Origin of the sequence: Paracoccus suum (assembly GCF_003324675.1) — a bacterium.
Classification (GTDB): domain Bacteria; phylum Pseudomonadota; class Alphaproteobacteria; order Rhodobacterales; family Rhodobacteraceae; genus Paracoccus; species Paracoccus suum.
Genome location: NZ_CP030918.1, coordinates 1,346,039 through 1,362,915 on the forward strand (window position 1 = coordinate 1,346,039; position 16,877 = coordinate 1,362,915).

At 66.6% G+C, this 16,877-nt stretch carries 17 protein-coding genes and 2 tRNA genes; 13 read left to right on the forward strand and 6 right to left on the reverse strand.

The window, feature by feature from the left end:
- The first annotated feature begins 65 nt into the window (after positions 1–65).
- Both DRW48_RS06555 and ptsP read left to right on the forward strand, forming a co-directional pair.
- Positions 66–1,346, forward strand: a complete 1,281-nt coding sequence (locus DRW48_RS06555; protein ID WP_114075716.1) for an aspartate kinase — start codon at positions 66–68, stop codon at positions 1,344–1,346.
- A gap of 32 nt (positions 1,347–1,378) precedes the next feature.
- Positions 1,379–3,634, forward strand: a complete 2,256-nt coding sequence (gene ptsP, locus DRW48_RS06560; RefSeq protein ID WP_114075717.1) for a phosphoenolpyruvate--protein phosphotransferase — start codon at positions 1,379–1,381, stop codon at positions 3,632–3,634.
- A 161-nt stretch (positions 3,635–3,795) separates the two neighbouring features.
- Here ptsP and soxR read toward each other — a convergent pair whose 3' ends face one another.
- Positions 3,796–4,272 carry a redox-sensitive transcriptional activator SoxR gene (gene soxR / locus DRW48_RS06565; protein ID WP_114075718.1) on the reverse strand — a complete coding sequence of 159 codons (477 nt, stop codon included), beginning with the start codon at positions 4,270–4,272 and terminating at the stop codon, positions 3,796–3,798.
- 68 nt (positions 4,273–4,340) lie between these two features.
- Between soxR and DRW48_RS06570 the strand changes: the two genes are divergently transcribed.
- Both DRW48_RS06570 and DRW48_RS06575 read left to right on the forward strand, forming a co-directional pair.
- Positions 4,341–4,916: an NADPH-dependent FMN reductase gene (locus DRW48_RS06570; protein ID WP_114075719.1), complete on the forward strand. Its 576-nt coding sequence runs from the start codon at positions 4,341–4,343 to the stop codon at positions 4,914–4,916.
- 56 nt (positions 4,917–4,972) lie between these two features.
- Complete coding sequence (locus DRW48_RS06575) at positions 4,973–6,112, forward strand: MFS transporter (RefSeq protein ID WP_199286171.1); 1,140 nt, start codon at positions 4,973–4,975, stop codon at positions 6,110–6,112.
- A gap of 118 nt (positions 6,113–6,230) precedes the next feature.
- On the opposite strand, the gene DRW48_RS06580 is transcribed toward DRW48_RS06575, so the two are convergent.
- A tRNA-Arg gene (locus DRW48_RS06580) sits at positions 6,231–6,307 on the reverse strand.
- A 43-nt stretch (positions 6,308–6,350) separates the two neighbouring features.
- Entirely contained in the window at positions 6,351–7,754 is a 1,404-nt protein-coding gene (locus tag DRW48_RS06585) for a sensor histidine kinase (RefSeq protein WP_114075720.1), read from the reverse strand.
- A gap of 240 nt (positions 7,755–7,994) precedes the next feature.
- Here DRW48_RS06585 and rpmH point away from each other — a divergent pair, with 240 nt between their 5' ends.
- The 9 genes from rpmH to DRW48_RS06630 all read left to right on the forward strand — a co-directional run bounded on the left by rpmH (position 7,995) and on the right by DRW48_RS06630 (position 14,780).
- Positions 7,995–8,129 carry a 50S ribosomal protein L34 gene (rpmH, locus tag DRW48_RS06590; RefSeq protein WP_073061402.1) on the forward strand — a complete coding sequence of 45 codons (135 nt, stop codon included), beginning with the start codon at positions 7,995–7,997 and terminating at the stop codon, positions 8,127–8,129.
- 50 nt (positions 8,130–8,179) lie between these two features.
- Positions 8,180–8,605, forward strand: coding sequence for a ribonuclease P protein component (rnpA, locus tag DRW48_RS06595; RefSeq protein WP_114075721.1), 426 nt, complete (start codon positions 8,180–8,182; stop codon positions 8,603–8,605).
- Positions 8,602–8,841, forward strand: coding sequence for a membrane protein insertion efficiency factor YidD (gene yidD, locus DRW48_RS06600; protein WP_114075722.1), 240 nt, complete (start codon positions 8,602–8,604; stop codon positions 8,839–8,841). The genes rnpA and yidD overlap by 4 nt, the downstream gene beginning before the upstream one ends.
- Before the next feature lie 20 nt (positions 8,842–8,861).
- On the forward strand, positions 8,862–9,806 hold the full coding sequence (ttcA, locus tag DRW48_RS06605; protein WP_114077407.1) for a tRNA 2-thiocytidine(32) synthetase TtcA: 945 nt from the start codon (positions 8,862–8,864) through the stop codon (positions 9,804–9,806).
- Positions 9,799–11,697: a membrane protein insertase YidC gene (gene yidC / locus DRW48_RS06610; protein WP_114075723.1), complete on the forward strand. Its 1,899-nt coding sequence runs from the start codon at positions 9,799–9,801 to the stop codon at positions 11,695–11,697. The genes ttcA and yidC overlap by 8 nt, the downstream gene beginning before the upstream one ends.
- Entirely contained in the window at positions 11,694–12,461 is a 768-nt protein-coding gene (locus DRW48_RS06615) for an MOSC domain-containing protein (protein ID WP_241963399.1), read from the forward strand. Before yidC ends, DRW48_RS06615 begins: the two co-directional genes overlap by 4 nt.
- Positions 12,458–13,108 carry a ribosome biogenesis GTP-binding protein YihA/YsxC gene (gene yihA, locus DRW48_RS06620; protein ID WP_114075724.1) on the forward strand — a complete coding sequence of 217 codons (651 nt, stop codon included), beginning with the start codon at positions 12,458–12,460 and terminating at the stop codon, positions 13,106–13,108. Before DRW48_RS06615 ends, yihA begins: the two co-directional genes overlap by 4 nt.
- Positions 13,109–13,182: 74 nt before the next feature.
- Positions 13,183–14,082: an acetylglutamate kinase gene (gene argB / locus DRW48_RS06625; RefSeq protein WP_114077409.1), complete on the forward strand. Its 900-nt coding sequence runs from the start codon at positions 13,183–13,185 to the stop codon at positions 14,080–14,082.
- A gap of 179 nt (positions 14,083–14,261) precedes the next feature.
- Complete coding sequence (locus DRW48_RS06630; protein WP_114075725.1) at positions 14,262–14,780, forward strand: SixA phosphatase family protein; 519 nt, start codon at positions 14,262–14,264, stop codon at positions 14,778–14,780.
- Between the two features lie 28 nt (positions 14,781–14,808).
- On the opposite strand, the gene DRW48_RS06635 is transcribed toward DRW48_RS06630, so the two are convergent.
- The 3 genes from DRW48_RS06635 to DRW48_RS06645 form a co-directional block, all read right to left on the reverse strand.
- A complete protein-coding gene (locus DRW48_RS06635) occupies positions 14,809–15,246 on the reverse strand; it encodes a DUF1178 family protein (RefSeq protein ID WP_114075726.1) in 438 nt (145 codons plus the stop codon).
- A gap of 61 nt (positions 15,247–15,307) precedes the next feature.
- A complete protein-coding gene (locus DRW48_RS06640) occupies positions 15,308–16,498 on the reverse strand; it encodes a 3-deoxy-D-manno-octulosonic acid transferase (RefSeq protein WP_114075727.1) in 1,191 nt (396 codons plus the stop codon).
- A gap of 253 nt (positions 16,499–16,751) precedes the next feature.
- Positions 16,752–16,825, reverse strand: a tRNA-Cys gene (locus tag DRW48_RS06645).
- Between the last annotated feature and the right edge of the window lie 52 nt (positions 16,826–16,877).

Here is a 16,877-nt window from a genome sequence, read left to right on the forward strand (position 1 = left end):
TGCCCTCGCCCCCCTGCGCCCCTAAACCCCGCCCGTCCATTTGCCCTCGGAGAGGTCCATCGCCCATGTCGCTTCTGGTGATGAAATTCGGCGGCACATCGGTCGCTGACCTCGAGCGCATCGCCAATGCCGCCCAAAAGGTGTGCCGCGAGGTCGAGCGCGGCCACGAGGTGATCGTCATCGTCAGCGCCATGTCCGGCAAGACCAACGAACTGGTCGGCTATGTCGAGGAAACTTCCCGGCTTTACGACGCCCGCGAATATGATGCCGTGGTCAGCAGCGGCGAGAATATCACCGCGGGCCTGATGGCCCTGCGGCTGCAGGAACTGGGTGTGCCGGCGCGCAGCTGGCAGGGCTGGCAGGTGCCGATCAACACCACCTCGGCCCATGGCGCGGCGCGGTTCCTGTCGATCCCGCGCGACAACCTGGACGCCAAGTTCCGCGAGGGCATGAAGGTCGCCGTGGTCGCCGGCTTTCAAGGGATCGCCCCGGACGGCCGCGTGACGACGCTGGGTCGCGGCGGCTCTGATACGACAGCCGTCGCCTTCGCCGCCGCGTTCGAGGCCGAGCGCTGCGACATCTACACCGACGTTGACGGCATCTACACCACCGACCCGCGCATCGCCCGCAAGGCCCGCAAGCTGGACCGCATCGCTTTCGAGGAAATGCTGGAACTCGCGTCCCTCGGCGCCAAGGTCCTGCAGACCCGCAGCGTCGAGTTGGCAATGCGCTACAAGGTGCGGCTGCGCGTTCTTTCCTCGTTCGAGGATACCGACGAGACCTCGGGCACCCTGGTCTGCGATGAGGAGGAAATCATGGAATCCAAGGTCGTCTCGGGCGTGGCCTATTCGCGCGACGAAGCCAAGATCACGCTGGTCACGGTCGAGGACCGGCCCGGCATCTCGGCCGCGATCTTCGAGCCGCTGGCGGATGCCGGCGTGAATGTCGACATGATCGTCCAGAACATCAGCGAGCGCGACTACGAGGATCACCCGGGCGCGGTCACCGACATGACCTTCTCGATCCCGGTCAACCAAGTCGGGCGCGCCCGCAACGCGATGGAGCAGGCCCGCGCGGCCGGCAAGATCGCCTATGACGATCTTGCGGTCGATGATGACGTGGCCAAGGTCAGCGTGGTCGGCATCGGCATGCGCAGCCATACCGGCGTCGCCGCCCGTATGTTCAAGGCGCTCGCCGACGAGAACATCAACATCAAGGTTATCGCGACATCCGAGATCAAGATTTCGGTTCTGATCGACCGGCGTTATATGGAACTGGCAGTGCAGGCGCTTCATGATGCCTTCCAGCTGGACAGGCCGGACGTGGGCGCCGATCGGACGCACTAGCCGGTAGCGCGGCATGGCACGGGGAGAGGACCATGGCCGAACGCAAGGACAGCGAATCCCGCAAGCTGCTGAAACGGCTGCGGGACACGCTTGCGGCGCCCGGCGACGGCCAGGCGCGGCTGGACCAGATTGCCCATCACATCGCTGATTCCATGGCGACCGAGGTCTGCTCGGTCTACCTGTTCCGCGATCCCCAGACTCTGGAGCTGTGCGCCAGCGAGGGTTTGCGCCCGGAGGCCGTCCACCACACCCGGCTACGCCTCGGCGAGGGGCTGGTCGGCCGCGTTGCCCGCAGTGGCCAGCCAGTGATGACCGCCAACGCCCCCGCGGAAAAGGGCTTTCGCTACATGCCCGAGACCGGCGAGGAGCGGTATTGCTCGTTCCTCGGCGTTCCGATCCAGCGCGTGGGCGAGCGGCTGGGCGTGCTGGTCGTGCAGTCCCGCGACGAGCGCGAGTTCACCGATGACGAGGTCTATGGCCTTGAAGTGGTCGCCATGGTGCTTGCCGAAATGGCCGAATTGGGCGCGTTCCTTGGCAACGGCGATGCGCTGTCAAAGGCACACCGCGCGCCCGTCCTGATGCGCGGCGCGACCGGGCAGGAGGGCGCGGCCGAGGGTCGGGTCTGGCTGCACGAGCCGCGCGTGGTCATCACCAACCCGGTCGGCGACGACCCGGTGCGCGAGAAGGCCCGGCTCGAGGAAGGCGTCGCGCAACTGCGTGCCCAGATTGACGCGCTGCTGGACCAGAGCGACATAGGCGAGGGGGATCACAACGAGGTTCTCGAGACGTTTCGGATGTTCACCCGCTCCAAAAGCTGGATGCGGCGCATGTCCGAGGACATCGAGCGCGGCTTGTCGGCCGAGGCCGCGGTGGAAAAGGAGCAGTCCACCGCCCGCGCCCGACTGGAGAGTGTGGCCGACCCATATCTGCGCGACCGGCTGCATGACCTCGACGATCTGTCGAACCGTCTGCTGCGGATCCTGACGGGGCAGGGGCGCGACACCGGCGCCCAGATGCCCGCCAACCCCATTCTGGTCGCGCGCAACATCGGACCGGCCGAGCTGCTGGAATACGGCCGCAAGCTGCGCGGCGTGGTCCTGGAGGAGGGGTCGGTCGGCAGCCATGCGGCGATCGTTGCGCGCAGCCTTGCGATCCCGCTGGTGATCCACGCCAGCCGCATCACACGCGAGGCGCTGAACGGCGATCCCATCCTGGTCGATGGCGACACCGGCATCGTCCACCTGCGGCCCGAGGACAGCGTTGCGGCCGCATTCCGCGACAAGCTGGCCATGCAGGAAGCCGCCAGCACGCGCTATGCCAGCCTGCGCGATTTGCCGGCCGAAGCGTTGTGCGGCACCCGGATCGAACTATACATGAACGCCGGCCTGATGGCGGACCTGCCCTCGCTCAAGGGCTCGGGCGCCGAGGGCGTCGGTCTTTTCCGGACCGAATTGCAGTTCCTGACCCGCACCCGCGTGCCGCGCCGGACCGAACTGGCGGGTCTCTACAGCCGGGTCATCGACAACGCGCTCGGCCGCCCGGTGGTGTTCCGCACCCTCGACATCGGCAGCGACAAGGTGCTGCCCTACATGAAGCCCCAGGACGAGCCGAACCCGGCGATGGGCTGGCGCGCCATCCGCGTCGGCCTCGACAAGCGGGGCGTGTTGGGGATGCAGTTGCAGGCGCTGATCCGTGCCGCCGTGGACCGGCCGCTGCAGGTCATGTTCCCCTTCGTTGCCGATCCGACCGAGTTCGTCGCAGCCCGCGCCATGCTGATGTCTTATCTGGAGCGCGAGGCCGCGATGGGCCGGCCCCTGCCGACCGACGTCCGCGTCGGTGCCATGATCGAGACGCCCTCCATCGCCTTTGCCCCGCGCAGCTTTTTCGAGGCCTGCGATTTCGTGTCCATCGGCGGCAACGACCTGAAGCAGTTCTTCTTTGCCGCCGACCGTGAGAACGAGCGCGTGCGCCGCCGCTACGACACCATGAACACCTCGTTCCTGTCGCTGATCGAACAGATTATTTCCCGCTGCGCCGATGCGGGAACACAACTCAGTTTTTGTGGCGAGGACGCGGGCCGCCCTGTCGAGGCAGTTACCCTCGCCGCCCTCGGCATCCGCCGCCTGTCGATGCGCCCGGCCTCGATCGGTCCGGTCAAGAATGTGATCCGGCAGATCGACCTGGCGGCCGTGCGCACGGCAATGGACCTCGCCCGCGAACGCGGCGAGCCCAGCCTGCGCCCGGCGGTGACAGGCGTGCTGAACGAGGCGCTGCGGCTGTCACAGTAGCAGCACCGCGGCAGGCGACTGAACTGGCCGTAGCTCAGAACGGGCGCCGCGGATCGCGGTTCAGGGCAGGCGCGCGATCCGCTCCCTCTGCACCGCTGGGCCGTCACGGCAGGTACTGAGGACGTGCTGTGGTGCGATATGGCGCGCCAGGGCTCCAGCTTTCACGGTGATCTTTCCGCGATGCCTTCCAGCAGCACCGCCCCGACGTTACCTTCCCCGAGCTTGTCGTGGGGGTTGCGAAGCGGGCAATCGCGCGTGGAAAGGCACCCGCAGCCGATGCAGGTGGTCATCTGGTCGCGCAGCCGGACCAGACTCTCGATGCGGTCGGTCAGTTGCTCGTACCACCCTGTCGCAAGTCTCTCCCAATCCTCCTGGGTCGGTATCCGCTGACCGGGCAGAGAGGACAGGGCGGTCTCGATCTCTTTGAGCGGCACCCCGGCGCGCTGCGCGACGCGGACGATGGCGATCCTTCTGAGGACAGAGCGGTCATAGCGTCGGTGATTTGCGGATGTGCGCCAGCCTTGGATCAAGCCCTCCTGCTCGTAGAAATGAACGGTCGAGACAGGCACGCCGGCCCGCCTCGCCACTTCGCCCACGGACAGATCGCGCTTGGGAAGGCGCTGGGTTGCCTGTTCCATTTTTGCCCTTGACCTCAAGTATAGTTGAGGTCCTATCAAGTCATGGAACTGGTTAAAAGGACTGTTCCATGACTTCCTCCAAACTGAAGATAGGCGTGATCTATGGCAGCGCCCGCGAGGGGCGATTCGGCGATGTGATTGGCGCCTGGTTGCTGAGCCGGCTTGAAGAGCACCCCGATGTCACGATTGAAATCATCGACCCACGAGAGATGGATACCTCGGTCCGGCACAAATCCGACACGCCTTCGGCCATCAAATTGCGTGAGGTTCTGGGCCGTTCCGATGGCTTCATCGTGTTGGTGCCGGAATATAACCGCAGCTATCCCGCCGCGCTGAAAGCGGCACTAGACCTGGCCTATGGTGAGTGGCAGGCGAAGGCCGTCGCCTTTGTGTCCTATGGCGGTGTCTCGGGCGGATTACGCGCGGTCGAGCATCTGCGGCAGGTCTTCGCAGAGCTTCACACCGTCAGTATACGCGATGGGGTTAGCTTCCCGAATGCATGGCAGTACCGGGAGGAGAACGGCCAGTTCAATCCGCCCGCGGAGGCGGAAACGGCGCTGGCCCTCATGTTGGACAAGCTTTTCTGGTGGACCCAGGCGCTGAAAGCCGCGCGCGCGGCCCAGCCTTACGACAAGGCGGCGTAATCGTGGAGCAACATCGAACCGATCCATCCTGGGCCCTGAAAGCGACGTTGTTGGCCGTGGCGACGCTGACCATCATGTCAGGAACGGTCGTCGCGCCCGCGCTTCCTGCGATACGGCAGGCGTTCGAGGGTCAGGCGAACGTCGAACTGATGAGCCGCATGGTGCTGACCTTGCCGGCCATTTTCGTCGTGATCTCGGCTCCGATTGCAGGCGCGTTGGCCGACCGTTACGGCCGCAAACGCCTGCTGCTGGTCTCGATCCTGCTTTACGCGGCCGCCGGCCTGGCGGGCGGGGTTTCCCAAAGCCTGCTTGGCATCCTCGTAAGCCGTGCGTTTTTCGGCCTTGCGGTCGGTGCGGTCATGACGGTTGGAACCGCACTGGTCGGCGACAATTTCGAGGGAGAGGCGCGGTCGCGCTTTTTCGGCCTGCAACAGGCGTTCACCCAGATCGGCGGCGTGATCTTTGTCGTGGGCGGCGGTTTTCTGGCCGACCTCGACTGGCGCGCGCCGTTTCTGATCTATGGGCTCGCCCTGCCGATAGCCGTCGCTGTCATGACGGTCCTGCGCGAACCGGCCAGGGCGCAGCGCGCCGCAACTTTTTCCGGCGGAATTGAGGGCGACCAGAACTGGCCCCTTCTGGCCGTGCTGTGCCTGACTGCCTTCCTCGCGAACGCGCTGTTTTATACCGTGCCGACCCAGCTTTCATTTTATCTGAAGGATCTCGGTTATCCCAGTGCGCGGACCGTCGGCATCCTGATCGGGATATTCAATCTCGTGGCGGCAATCGCAGCACTCTCCTACGGGCGGGTCCGCAACCGGGCGAGTACGGTCGAGGTCTTTGCCGGTGCGTTCAGCCTGATGGCAGCGGGCGCGGTCGCCCTGTCCTTCGCCTATTCCTTCGCAGGATTGGTGGCGAGTCTCGCGGTCATGGGCTGCGGCCTTGGGATGATGATGCCGAACATCATGGCTTCGGCCCTGCAGATCGCCCAACTTCGCTTGCGTGCCCGCGTAACGGGCATGACCACCGCCAGTATGTTCTTCGGGCATTTCATGTCCCCCATCCTAAGCCAGCCTTTAATTGGCCAGGTCGGGTATGACGGTCTTTATCGCGCGGTGGGGATTTTCTACGCCGCGCTCGCCGTTATCGCGCTGGGGATTGTGATCGCCAGCATGCGAAGCCAACAAAAGATGGGTTGAGGGGCGGCCGGAGAGACAGTCGGAGGGGCGCAGGACGCCCATCGAAGAAAAACGGGCGGCGCTGTCAGCTCGCAAGAAAAAAGGGCCAAGGCAATTATGCCCAAGCCCTTGTTTCAAATGGCGGACCCGGAGCGATTCGAACGCCCGACCCTCAGATTCGTAGTCTGATGCTCTATCCAGCTGAGCTACGGGTCCGTCGGTGGCGGGATGTAGTGCTTGGCGCGGGGGGGCGCAAGGGCTAATCCACCGGGTATGTCGATTGCAGGTCGCGCGGCAGGTACAACATGAATTGAGTGCCTTCGGCGTCGCTGCGCGCAAGCTCCAGCCGGCCGCCATGGCCGCGCACCAGATCGGCGGCGATGGCGAGGCCAAGGCCGGTGCCCCCCTTGCGGCCGCCCGCCGCGAAGGGCTTGAACAGGGCCTCGCGTGCCTTCTCCGGCAGGCCGGGGCCGGTGTCGCCGACGCGCATCCACCACAGCGCCTCGTCCTCACCGGCGCCGATCTCGACCGTGCCGGGCTTGCCGGTCGCCTCGATCGCTTGGCGGGCGTTGCGGGCCAGGTTCGACAGCACGCGATAGAGCTGGTCGCGGTCGGCGCGGATGTTCAGCCCTGCGGGCACGTCGGTCAGCACCTCGACGCGGCCATCGCTCGCGGCCAGCGATTCCGCCTCGGCGACCTCGGCGACAAGTTTGGCAAGGTTGAAGCGGGTCAGCGTCGGCGCGGGCTCCTCGGCCTTGCCATAGGCGAGGGTCGTCTCGCACAGGCTGATAGCCCGGCGGATCGAATTCACCAGCTTGGGTGCAGCCCGGCGCACCGCGGGATCGGCGCTGTCCTCCAGCCGGTCGGCAAAGATCTGGCTAGTGGCGAGGATGTTGCGCAGATCGTGGCTGATCTTGGCCACCGCCTCGCCGAGGTTGGCCAGCCGCTCGCGCTGGCGCAGCGAGGATTGGACGTTGGTCTGCAATTGCGCCAGGGCGGTCTCTGCCTCGCGCAGCTCGGCGGTAGGGGCATCAGGACGGATGATCGCGTCGCTGGTGCCGGGTGCCTGGGCGAAGGCGACCATATGCGTGATGACGCGCCGCATCGGCACCAGAATCAGCCGCTGCGCCGCGAGGTTCAGCAATAGCGCCGTCAGGATCGAGAACATGGCCGAGATCGCCAGAACCCGCACGCCAAAGTCGATCATCCCGGTGCGCAGCGGGCCGCTGGGCATGGTGATTTCGATCAGTTGCCCGGCGCCGTTAACGGGGGCGCCGATGACGCGGATCACCTCCTCCTTCGAGGTGAGAAGGCGCAGCATCGCATCGCGCGCGCCGGTCCAGAACGAAGTGCGGCGCAGATCATACGTCGCCGCAACCGGCGCCGGGATGGGCGAGGACAGCACCAACTGGCGAACGTCATCGCGCCGCAGCACGACGTTATAGACGCCAGCATTCTGCAGCAGCTCCTGCTCCAGATCCGCGGCGAGGGCATCGTCGGTTGTCAGCAGGGCGAGGCTGGCGATCTGCGCGCGCTCGAGCCGCGATTCGAGGTAGTCGATCCGAAAATTCGACAGCGAGGGTATGAGGATCAACACCTCCGCCAGCATGACGAAGGCGGCGGTCAAAACCGCAAACCGTCCCGAGAGCGTGTTGAATCTCATCGTTCTCTGGCGCGTCTCCATGGCACGCGGCTGCCGGGCCGTGGTGCCTTCCAAACTGCCGCGATCTCGCCCGGTTCCGGGCGGATGTCGCGCTTGACTTATCTGCGCCCTCTGACTATCTGCCGGGCTTCGTTTATTCGCGCCTGCGTGGGCGATCCCCTATTCGCGCCTGCGTGGGCGATCCCCAGTGGTCCATGCCCAGACCTCGCGCCGCCGCACTGAGTTACCGGAGTAAGACAGATGAAACGCACTTTCCAGCCGTCGAACCTGGTGCGCGCACGCCGCCACGGTTTTCGCGCCCGCATGGCGACCAAGGGTGGTCGCCGGGTTCTGAACGCCCGCCGTGCCAAGGGCCGCAAGGTCCTCAGCGCGTAAGGCCTGCTGCCGAGCGGCCCCGTGCCCCGGCGCTGTCAGCGAGACAAAAGATGCCCCCGATTCCGCCGCTCCATGCCGATGACCCCGAAGGTCCGGCTGGCCCGGCCGGAGCGGGGGCTTTCGCATTGACCACCCTGACCATGCGGGCCGATTTCCTGCGCGCGGCCTCGGCCCGCCGGCAGGGGACGCCCGGTTTCCTGTTGCAGGCCAGGCAGCGCCGCAGCGACGAGGCTGCGGGAAGTGGCGTTCGGGTGGGCTATACCTGTTCGAAAAAGATCGGCAACGCCGTTGTCCGCAACCGCGCCAAGCGCCGCCTGCGCGAGATTGCGCGGGCGATCCTGCCGCGCGCCGGGCAACCGGGCTGGGACTACGTCCTGGTCGGTCGCCCCGGCGCGACGGTGGATCGCGAGTTTGCCGCCCTGCGCACCGATCTCGATACCGCTCTGGCACGCATCCACGGCGCGCCCGCGGCATGAGCCCGCTCGCCCGTATCTTGGCCGCCCCGGTCCATGCCTACCGGCTGCTGCTGTCGCCGTGGCTGGGCCATGGCTGCCGGTTCCAGCCGACCTGCTCGGCCTATGCCCTCGAGGCGCTGCGGCTGCATGGCGGCCTTTATGGCGGCTGGCTGACCTTGCGGCGGCTGGCGCGTTGCAATCCTTGGGGCGGATCAGGGTTCGATCCGGTCCCGCCGCTTCGCAAGCCGGGGGCATGATGGACGATCTGGCAGGCGATCTGGACGAGGGCAGGGGCGAGATTCACCCGCTGTTTCGCGGTGCCCCGACCTCGACCGAGTACCGCAAGCTGCGCAAGCGGCTGGTGCGCGAGGTGCGCTCGGCGATCGATACCTACGGCATGGTTCGCCCCGGCGATCGCTGGCTCGTGTGCCTGTCGGGCGGCAAGGACAGCTATACGCTGTTGGCGATCCTGCACGAATTGCAGTGGCGCGGGGTCCTGCCCGTGGATCTGTTGGCCTGCAACCTCGACCAAGGCCAGCCCGGCTTTCCCGCGACCGTGCTGCCGGCGTTTCTGACCGACCGCGGCGTCGCACACCGGATCGAATACCAGGACACCTATTCCATCGTCATGGACAAGATCGCGCCGGGCGGGACGATGTGCAGCCTGTGCTCGCGTCTGCGCCGCGGCAACCTCTACCGCATCGCCCGCGAGGAGGGGTGCGCGGCCGTGGTTCTTGGCCATCACCGCGATGACATCCTCGAGACGTTCTTCATGAACCTGTTTCACGGCGGGCGGCTGGCGGCGATGCCCCCAAAGCTGCTGAACGAGGAGGGCGATCTGACCGTGCTGCGCCCGCTCGCCTTCGTGTCCGAGGCAGATTGCGAGCACTTCGCCCGCGCGATGGGCTATCCCATCATCCCCTGCGATCTTTGCGGCAGCCAGGAGGGGCTCCAGCGGGTGCAGGTCAAGCGCCTGCTGGACGAATGGGAGGCGCGCACCCCCGGGCGACGTCAGGTCATGTTCCGGGCCCTGATGAACGTGCGGCCCTCGCATCTGGCCGACCCGTGCCTGTTTGATTTCGCGGCGTTGATGGGCGCGGCGCAGCCCACGGCAGCGATGCCCGCCGGCAGTGACGGCCAAACTTCGCTTGACCTTCCGCCCCCCCTTCTGTTGAACGGCGCGGATTCCCCAGACATGAAGGCCGTTCGTCAGGATGGATGACAATAACCGCAATCTGATCCTTGCGACCGTGCTGTCGTTTCTGGTGGTCGTCGTCTGGTACACGATGTTTGCCCCACAGACGCAGCCGCCGGTTCCCGCACCGACCCAGACCGCGCAGACCGCCGGGACCGAGCCTGCGGCGCCCGCAGCGACCACCACTGCGGCACCCGGCACCGTTGCCGCGACCCCCGGCACCGTTACTGCCCCCGCCGGCGCAGCCGATCCCACGGCCACCGCACCGCGCGTGACCATCGACACCCCATCGCTCAGCGGCAGCATCTCGCTGGCGGGCGGGCGGCTCGACGACCTGCTACTCAAGAATTACCGCGAGACGCTGGATCCCAATTCGCCGCTGGTGCGGCTGCTCTCGCCGACCTCGGGCCCGCGCGAGCCTGCGGCCGTTCCGGCCCTGGCCCCCGATGCGCAGCCGGATGTGCCGCCGACGAAGCCCTACTATGCCATCTATGGCTGGCTGCCGGGTCCCGGTGTCGATGCGGCTCTGGTGCCGAGCCCGGCCACTCTGTGGCAGGTCGAGAGCGGCAGCACCTTGGCCCCAGGCAAGCCTGTTACGCTGGTCTGGGACAACGGTGCTGGCCAGATCTTCCGCCGCACCTTCGAGGTCGATGACCGCTACCTGTTCACGGTCACGCAGTCGCTGGAAAACAAGGGCGATACCGCGTTCTCAGCCTCGCCCTACGGCATCCTGGCCCGGCACGGCAAACCCGACACGCAAAACTACTTTGTCTTGCACGAGGGCGCGGTCGGCATGGCCGATGGCGAGCTGATCGAGAAGAAATACAAGAACATCGTCAAGCTCGATCCGGTCGGCGCCGAGGGCCCGGCCGACGTGCGCGAAGTCAAAGAGAACGGCTGGATCGGCTTTACCGACAAGTATTGGATGACGACCCTGGCCCCCGCCCCGGGGCAGGGCTTCACCCAGGTGGTCAAATACGCGCCCGGCGCGGACATCTTCCAGACGGAGGCGCGGCTGCCGATGCTGACGGTCGAACCGGGGACCCGGACCGACAGTGCAGGCTATCTGTTCGCCGGGGCCAAGGTGGTGGACGTTCTGCGCGCCTATCAGGCCTCGCCCGGCATCGACCGCTTTGTCGATGCGGTCGACTGGGGCTGGTTCTTCTTCCTGACCAAGCCGATCTTTGCCGTCCTGCACTGGCTGCACGGCTTCATCGGCAACATGGGCTGGTCGATCATCGCCCTGACCTTCGTTCTGAAGCTGCTGGTCTTCCCCCTGGCGCGCAAATCCTACATCTCGATGGCGCGGATGAAGGAATTGCAGCCGCAGATGGAGGCGATCAAGGAGCGCACCGGCGACGACCGGATGAAGTATCAGCAAGAGGTGATGGCCCTCTACAAGAGCCAGAAAGTCAACCCGGCGGCGGGCTGCCTGCCGGTGGTGCTGCAGATCCCGATCTTCTTCAGTCTCTACAAGGTGATCTTCGTCACGATCGAGCTGCGGCAAGCGCCGTGGATCGGCTGGATTCGCGACCTGTCGGCGCCCGATCCCAGTTCGGTTCTGAACCTGTTCGGGCTGCTGCCCTTTGCCACGCCACAGCCAGGCAGCATGCTGCACATGCTGTCGCTGCCGGCGCTGGCCATCGTTCTTGGCATCAGCATGTGGGTGCAGCAAAAGCTGAACCCGGCCCCGGCCGACCCGGCGCAAAAGATGATCTTTGCCTGGATGCCGTGGCTGTTCATGTTCATGCTCGGCAGCTTTGCCAGCGGGCTGGTGCTGTACTGGATCACCAACAACACCATCACGATCCTGCAGCAGTACACGATCATGTCGATGCACGGGCACCCGCCGGACCTGTTCGGCAACATCTTCGGCAATCGCAAGAAAACCGCACCAGCCAAGGCACCCAAGAAGTGAGCCTGCCGGCCGCCCGACTGGAACGGATCGCGCGCTATCCGGTCAAGTCGATCGGCGGCCAGACTCTCGACCGGGTGACGCTGACCGCCGGGCAGGCGCTGCCCGGCGACCGGCGCTTTGGCGTGCTGCATGCCGATGCCGCTAATCATCTGGATGGCGAGGTGCTGACCAAGTGGCTGCCCAAGTCAGCCTTTCTGCGCGGCGCGGCGAGCCCCGAGTTGCAAGCCATCCGCGGCGGCTGGGGTCCGGACGGCAGACTGCATCTGACCCATCCCGACCTGCCGCCGCTGGTCTTTGATCCCGATGGCGACGAGGCGCCGCTGCTGGCTTGGGTCGCCCCGCTGTGGGCGAGCACGGGCAAGGCGCCGCCCGTGCGCCTCGTCAGCGGGCCGCTGCCGCTGACCGACACCAAGAAACCCTGGCTGTCGCTGCTGTCGCTCGACAGCCTCGACGACCTTGAGGCGGGACTCGGCCGTCCGCTGGGTGTGGACCGCTGGCGCGCCAACCTGTGGGTCCGCGGCTGGCCGGCCCAGGCCGAGCGCGACTTGCGCCTGCATCAGATCCAGATCGGCCCGGTGCGGCTGAAGGTTGTTGAGCGGATCGGCAGATGCCCCGCAACCTCGGCCGACACGACGACGGGGCGGCTGGACGGAGACATGCCTGCCGCGCTGGAGGCCGAGTTCGGCCATCAGGACTTCGGCATCTATCTGGAGGTTCAGGCAGGCGGCGAGATCGCGCTCGGCGATTCGGTGGTAGTGCTGTGAAGGTCGCCTTTCCTCTCGCGCCCCAGCCTGATCCCGCCGAGGAGGAGGCTGCGCGCCTGCTGTTCGCCGGGCCGGTCGATTTCGTCAAAGGTGTGGTCGCGATGCCGGGCCTGCCGCCGGCAGACCGCCCCGAGGTCTGCTTTGCCGGTCGAAGCAACGTCGGGAAATCCAGCCTGATCAACGCCCTGACCGGCCGAAAGGGGTTGGCGCGCGCATCCAACACCCCGGGCCGAACGCAAGAAATCAACTACTTCGATCTTGGCGGGCGTGGCTTTCTGGTCGACCTGCCGGGCTATGGCTATGCCAAGGCGCCGCTGCCGGTGGTCGCCAAGTGGCAGGCGCTGCTGAAGCAATACCTTGCGGGCCGTCCGACCCTGCGCCGCGCCTTTGCGCTGATCGACAGCCGGCATGGCGTCAAGGATGTCGATCACGAGATCATGCGCCTGCTCGACCGCTCGGCAGTGCCGTTCCAGGTGGTGCTGACCAAGGCCGACAAGATCGGCCCCCAGGCAATGGCCCAGACCGTGGCGCAGGTCGAGGAGGCGCTGCAAAAGCACCCGGCCGCCTTCCCCGAACTGATCGTGACCTCGTCCGAGAAAGCCGACGGCCTCGCTACCCTGCGGGCGACCATCGCCAGCCTGCTGTGACGGTTGCACCCCCCGCGGTGCGCCCCTAGGGTCCGGCCCCGATGCAAGGGGCACCGGCGATGAAGGCTCAGACCATGGACCGCGACTTTATCTCGACTGCGCGCACGCTTTCCGAAGCGCTGCCCCATATCCAGCGCTATGCGGATGCCGTGGTGGTGGTGAAATTCGGCGGCAACGCCATGGGCGATGACGAGGCCATGGCCGAATTCGCCCGTGATATCGTCTTGATGAAGCATGTCGGCATCCACCCGGTCGTGGTCCATGGCGGCGGGCCGATGATCAACGAACTGCTGGGCAAACTGGGCATCGAGAGCCGATTTGTCCGCGGCAAGCGCGTCACCACCCGCGAGACCGTCGAGGTGGTCGAGATGGTGCTGTCCGGCCTCGTCAACAAGCGCATCGTCCAGGCGATCAACGACGCGGGCGGCCGCGCTATCGGCATTTCCGGCAAGGACGACGACATGATGGTCTGCGAGGCGGACGACCCCGAACTGGGATTTGTCGGCCGCCCGATCGAGATGAACGTGCAGATCATCCGCGACCTTTACCTCGCCGGCCTGATCCCGGTGATCGCGCCGGTGGCCACCGGAATGGCCGATAACGAGACCTTCAACGTGAACGGCGACACCGCCGCCGGCGCCATCGCTGGCGCGCTGCGGGCCGACCGCCTGTTGCTTCTGACGGACGTCGCCGGGGTCAAGAACGCCGAGGGCGAGGTCCTGACCCAGATGCACCCGGACCAGGTCAAGGCGATGATCGCCGACGGCTCGGTGTCCGGCGGGATGATCCCCAAGACCGAGACGGCGCTGAAGGCGCTTGAGGACGGGGTGCGCGCAGTCGTGATCCTGGACGGCCGCGTGCCGCATGCCAGCCTGCTGGAACTCTTCACCGAGCAGGGCGCGGGCAGCCTGATCCGCTCGTCCGAGCCGCGCGCGAAGCCGCATGGGCTGCGGCAAGGGGACCGCGGGCTATAGTCGCCCGGGCGCAGGTTTTGCCCAGTCGCGGGACGCGCAGCACCTCGGCGGTGGTCTCTATGGGTGGGTCCCTCATCGTCAACCAAAGCGTAACGCAGGGCGCGCTTGCCCCTTGGTGCGAGGCTGTGGCAGGCTCGCGTCTGCAAGCCATTTCTCTTCAACATGAGGCAGTTTGATCCATGACCCCAGCCGGGCACCGCCGCCTCATCCTGACGCGCCACGCGAAATCCGACTGGGACGATCCCGCACTGTCTGATGAGGACCGGCCGCTGAACCGCCGCGGCGCACGGGCGGCCCGGGCGTTGGGTGACTGGCTGGCCAGCCGCGGCTACGAGCCGGAGGAAGTGCTGTGCTCGCCCTCGGCCCGCACCCGCGAGACCTGGGACGGTGTTGCCGCCGCTGCGCTGGGCGTGCTGCCTCAGATCCGGCACGAGCCCGCGCTGTATCTGGCCGACCCAGACACCATCCTGAACGTGTTGCGAACCGCCAGTGCACCGACCGTCATGGTGATCGGCCACAACCCGGGCATCGCCGCTTTCGCTGCCAGTCTGCCGGCGCGCCCGCCCATGGACCCTGACTTTCGCCGCTATCCGACCGCCGCGACGCTGGTGGTCGATTTCGAGGCCGAGGACTGGGGCCAGATCCAGCCGGGGCGGGGCAGCGTCCTCGATTTCGTGCGCCTTGATGAACGCGGCTGACCGGCTGTGACCTGACTCCGCAGGGGCCCTAGTTCATCCGCTTCTTCGAGCGGAAGGGTAGCGGCATGACCGGCAGCCCCTCGGTGATCATCCGCCGCGCATCCTCGATCCGCGCCTCGCCATGGATCGGCCGCGGGTCGACGCGGCCTTCATGCATGGCCCGCGCTTCCTGGACAAAGCGCATCCCGACATAGTCGGAATTCGCCTCCACATGGGCCCGCAGTTCGGACAGGGCCCGCTCGATCCGGTTCGCCGGCTCCGGGCTCGCGGCCTCCGGAGGGGCTGCTGGGGCGGCGGCAGCTTCGGCGGCGACGGCCGGGGCCATCAGCGCACGGTCGACCTTGGCGCCGCCGCAGTTCGGGCAGGTCACCTGCCCGGAATCGCGCAACTGCACGAATACGTCCGAGGACCGGAACCAGCCTTCGAAATCATGCCCATCGGGGCAATGCAGCGCATAGCGGATCATGACAAACCTGACTGGTCGGATAGTTGTCCATCATCCAGCTATCCGGCCGGCGGAACAAGCCTCAACCCGTGGCAAATGTGTCGATCATTTCAATCAATTGTGACGGATCGCCCGCGCTCTCGATCAGAATGGCGCGCGCCTTTGCGCCGAGACTTGTCTGCAGTTGCGGTTGGCCCAGCAGGCGCCCCAGAACGTCGGCGAGCGTTGCCGTCGTGACCGGCACCGCCGCCCCCGCACCGTCGAGCGTCGCATAGTCGCCGGCGAAATTCGCGACATGCGGACCGTGCAGGATCGCGCAGGACTGGGCCGCCGGCTCCCACGGGGTGTGGCCGCCCTTTTCCACCAGAGAGCCGCCCGTCAGGCAGATGCCGGCTGCGGCGTACCATTGTGGCATCTCGCCCATGCTGTCCGCCAGCAGCACCGGCGCCTTAGGTCCCGCACCGGCAGAGCGGCGGGCCGGCGGCAGACCGCGGGCCGCCATCAGCGCCGTGACCTCGTCAAAGCGCTGCGGGTGGCGCGGCGCGACGATCAGGCGCAGTGGCACCCCGCGCGCGCGCAGCGCTGTAACGGCATCCAGGATCAGCGCCTCCTCGCCAGCATGGGTCGATGCCGCCAGCACTGTCAGTGCCCGCTCCGGACCCGGCGGCAGAGGCATGGTCTGCGCCGGCGCCATCAGCTTTAGGTTGGCGCGCGGCAGCAGGGCCGCGTGCGGCAGGCCCAGTGCCAGCAAGCGCGCCTCGGACGCGTAGTCCTGGACCGAGACAGCCTTAAGGCGCCCCAACATCGGCCGGATCAGGCCGTCCAATCTTGCCCAACGCTGGGCTGAGCGTTGCGACAGACGCGCCCCAAGGACCACCTGCGGCACCCCCCGGCGCGCGAGGGCGGCCGAGCGATTAGGCCAAAGCTCGTTCTCGATGGTGATCGCGAGGCGAGGTTTCAGGCGATCGAGAAAGGCGGCGACGGCTTGGGGAGTATCCAGCGGCGCGAGGCCTGCGCGGACCCCCAGCGCCAGCGCCGTATCCCAACCGGTCGGCGTGTTCGCGGTGACAAACACCTCGTGACGCTCTCGTAACCCCGCAATCAGGGTCGCCGCAGATGCGATCTCGCCGACCGAGGCGCCATGCAGCCAAATCCCGCCCGCAGGCAGGGCCGGCAGTCCGAGCCCCAGCCGCGCACGAAAATTTTCGCCCGCCACCGGCGCCAGCAGGCGCGCGCCCACACCGGCGATCTGCGTCAGGCTGCGGTAGATCATTGAACCCCGGTCTGCTGCGTCCGCGGTTCGACCGGTAGTGGCAGCACCGGGGCAAAGCAAGCATGGTCCCGGGTGGGAGGATTTAGGGGAATACGCCGGCGCTCGAACGTAGCGTCATTTCATGGGGGTGGGGAAGCGCACGCTGTGACCCCGTGTGGCAAGCCAAGCGACCCCATGGTCTGGGCATGCGGTGCAATGAAATCCACCGCGCTCACCGTGGCACTTTCAGGAGATCGCCAGAAAAGAAGGAAATTGGAGGTGGGTACCGGAATCGAACCGGTCTTCACGGATTTGCAATCCGGTGCGTAACCTCTCCGCCAACCCACCGCCGTCGAGGTGCGGCACGGATAGAGGATGCACCGCCGCCTTGCAAGCGGAC

Excerpts from the sequence above, each read along its gene's own strand:
- DRW48_RS06555 (WP_114075716.1), top strand. The coding sequence starts at position 66 with ATGTCGCTTCTGGTGATGAAATTCGGCGGCACATCGGTCGCTGACCTC.
- ptsP (WP_114075717.1), top strand. The coding sequence starts at position 1,379 with ATGGCCGAACGCAAGGACAGCGAATCCCGCAAGCTGCTGAAACGGCTG.
- soxR (WP_114075718.1), bottom strand. The coding sequence starts at position 4,272 with ATGGAACAGGCAACCCAGCGCCTTCCCAAGCGCGATCTGTCCGTGGGC.
- DRW48_RS06570 (WP_114075719.1), top strand. The coding sequence starts at position 4,341 with ATGACTTCCTCCAAACTGAAGATAGGCGTGATCTATGGCAGCGCCCGC.
- DRW48_RS06585 (WP_114075720.1), bottom strand. The coding sequence starts at position 7,754 with ATGAGATTCAACACGCTCTCGGGACGGTTTGCGGTTTTGACCGCCGCC.
- rpmH (WP_073061402.1), top strand. The coding sequence starts at position 7,995 with ATGAAACGCACTTTCCAGCCGTCGAACCTGGTGCGCGCACGCCGCCAC.
- rnpA (WP_114075721.1), top strand. The coding sequence starts at position 8,180 with ATGCCCCCGATTCCGCCGCTCCATGCCGATGACCCCGAAGGTCCGGCT.
- yidD (WP_114075722.1), top strand. The coding sequence starts at position 8,602 with ATGAGCCCGCTCGCCCGTATCTTGGCCGCCCCGGTCCATGCCTACCGG.
- yidC (WP_114075723.1), top strand. The coding sequence starts at position 9,799 with ATGGATGACAATAACCGCAATCTGATCCTTGCGACCGTGCTGTCGTTT.
- argB (WP_114077409.1), top strand. The coding sequence starts at position 13,183 with ATGGACCGCGACTTTATCTCGACTGCGCGCACGCTTTCCGAAGCGCTG.
- DRW48_RS06630 (WP_114075725.1), top strand. The coding sequence starts at position 14,262 with ATGACCCCAGCCGGGCACCGCCGCCTCATCCTGACGCGCCACGCGAAA.
- DRW48_RS06635 (WP_114075726.1), bottom strand. The coding sequence starts at position 15,246 with ATGATCCGCTATGCGCTGCATTGCCCCGATGGGCATGATTTCGAAGGC.
- DRW48_RS06640 (WP_114075727.1), bottom strand. The coding sequence starts at position 16,498 with ATGATCTACCGCAGCCTGACGCAGATCGCCGGTGTGGGCGCGCGCCTG.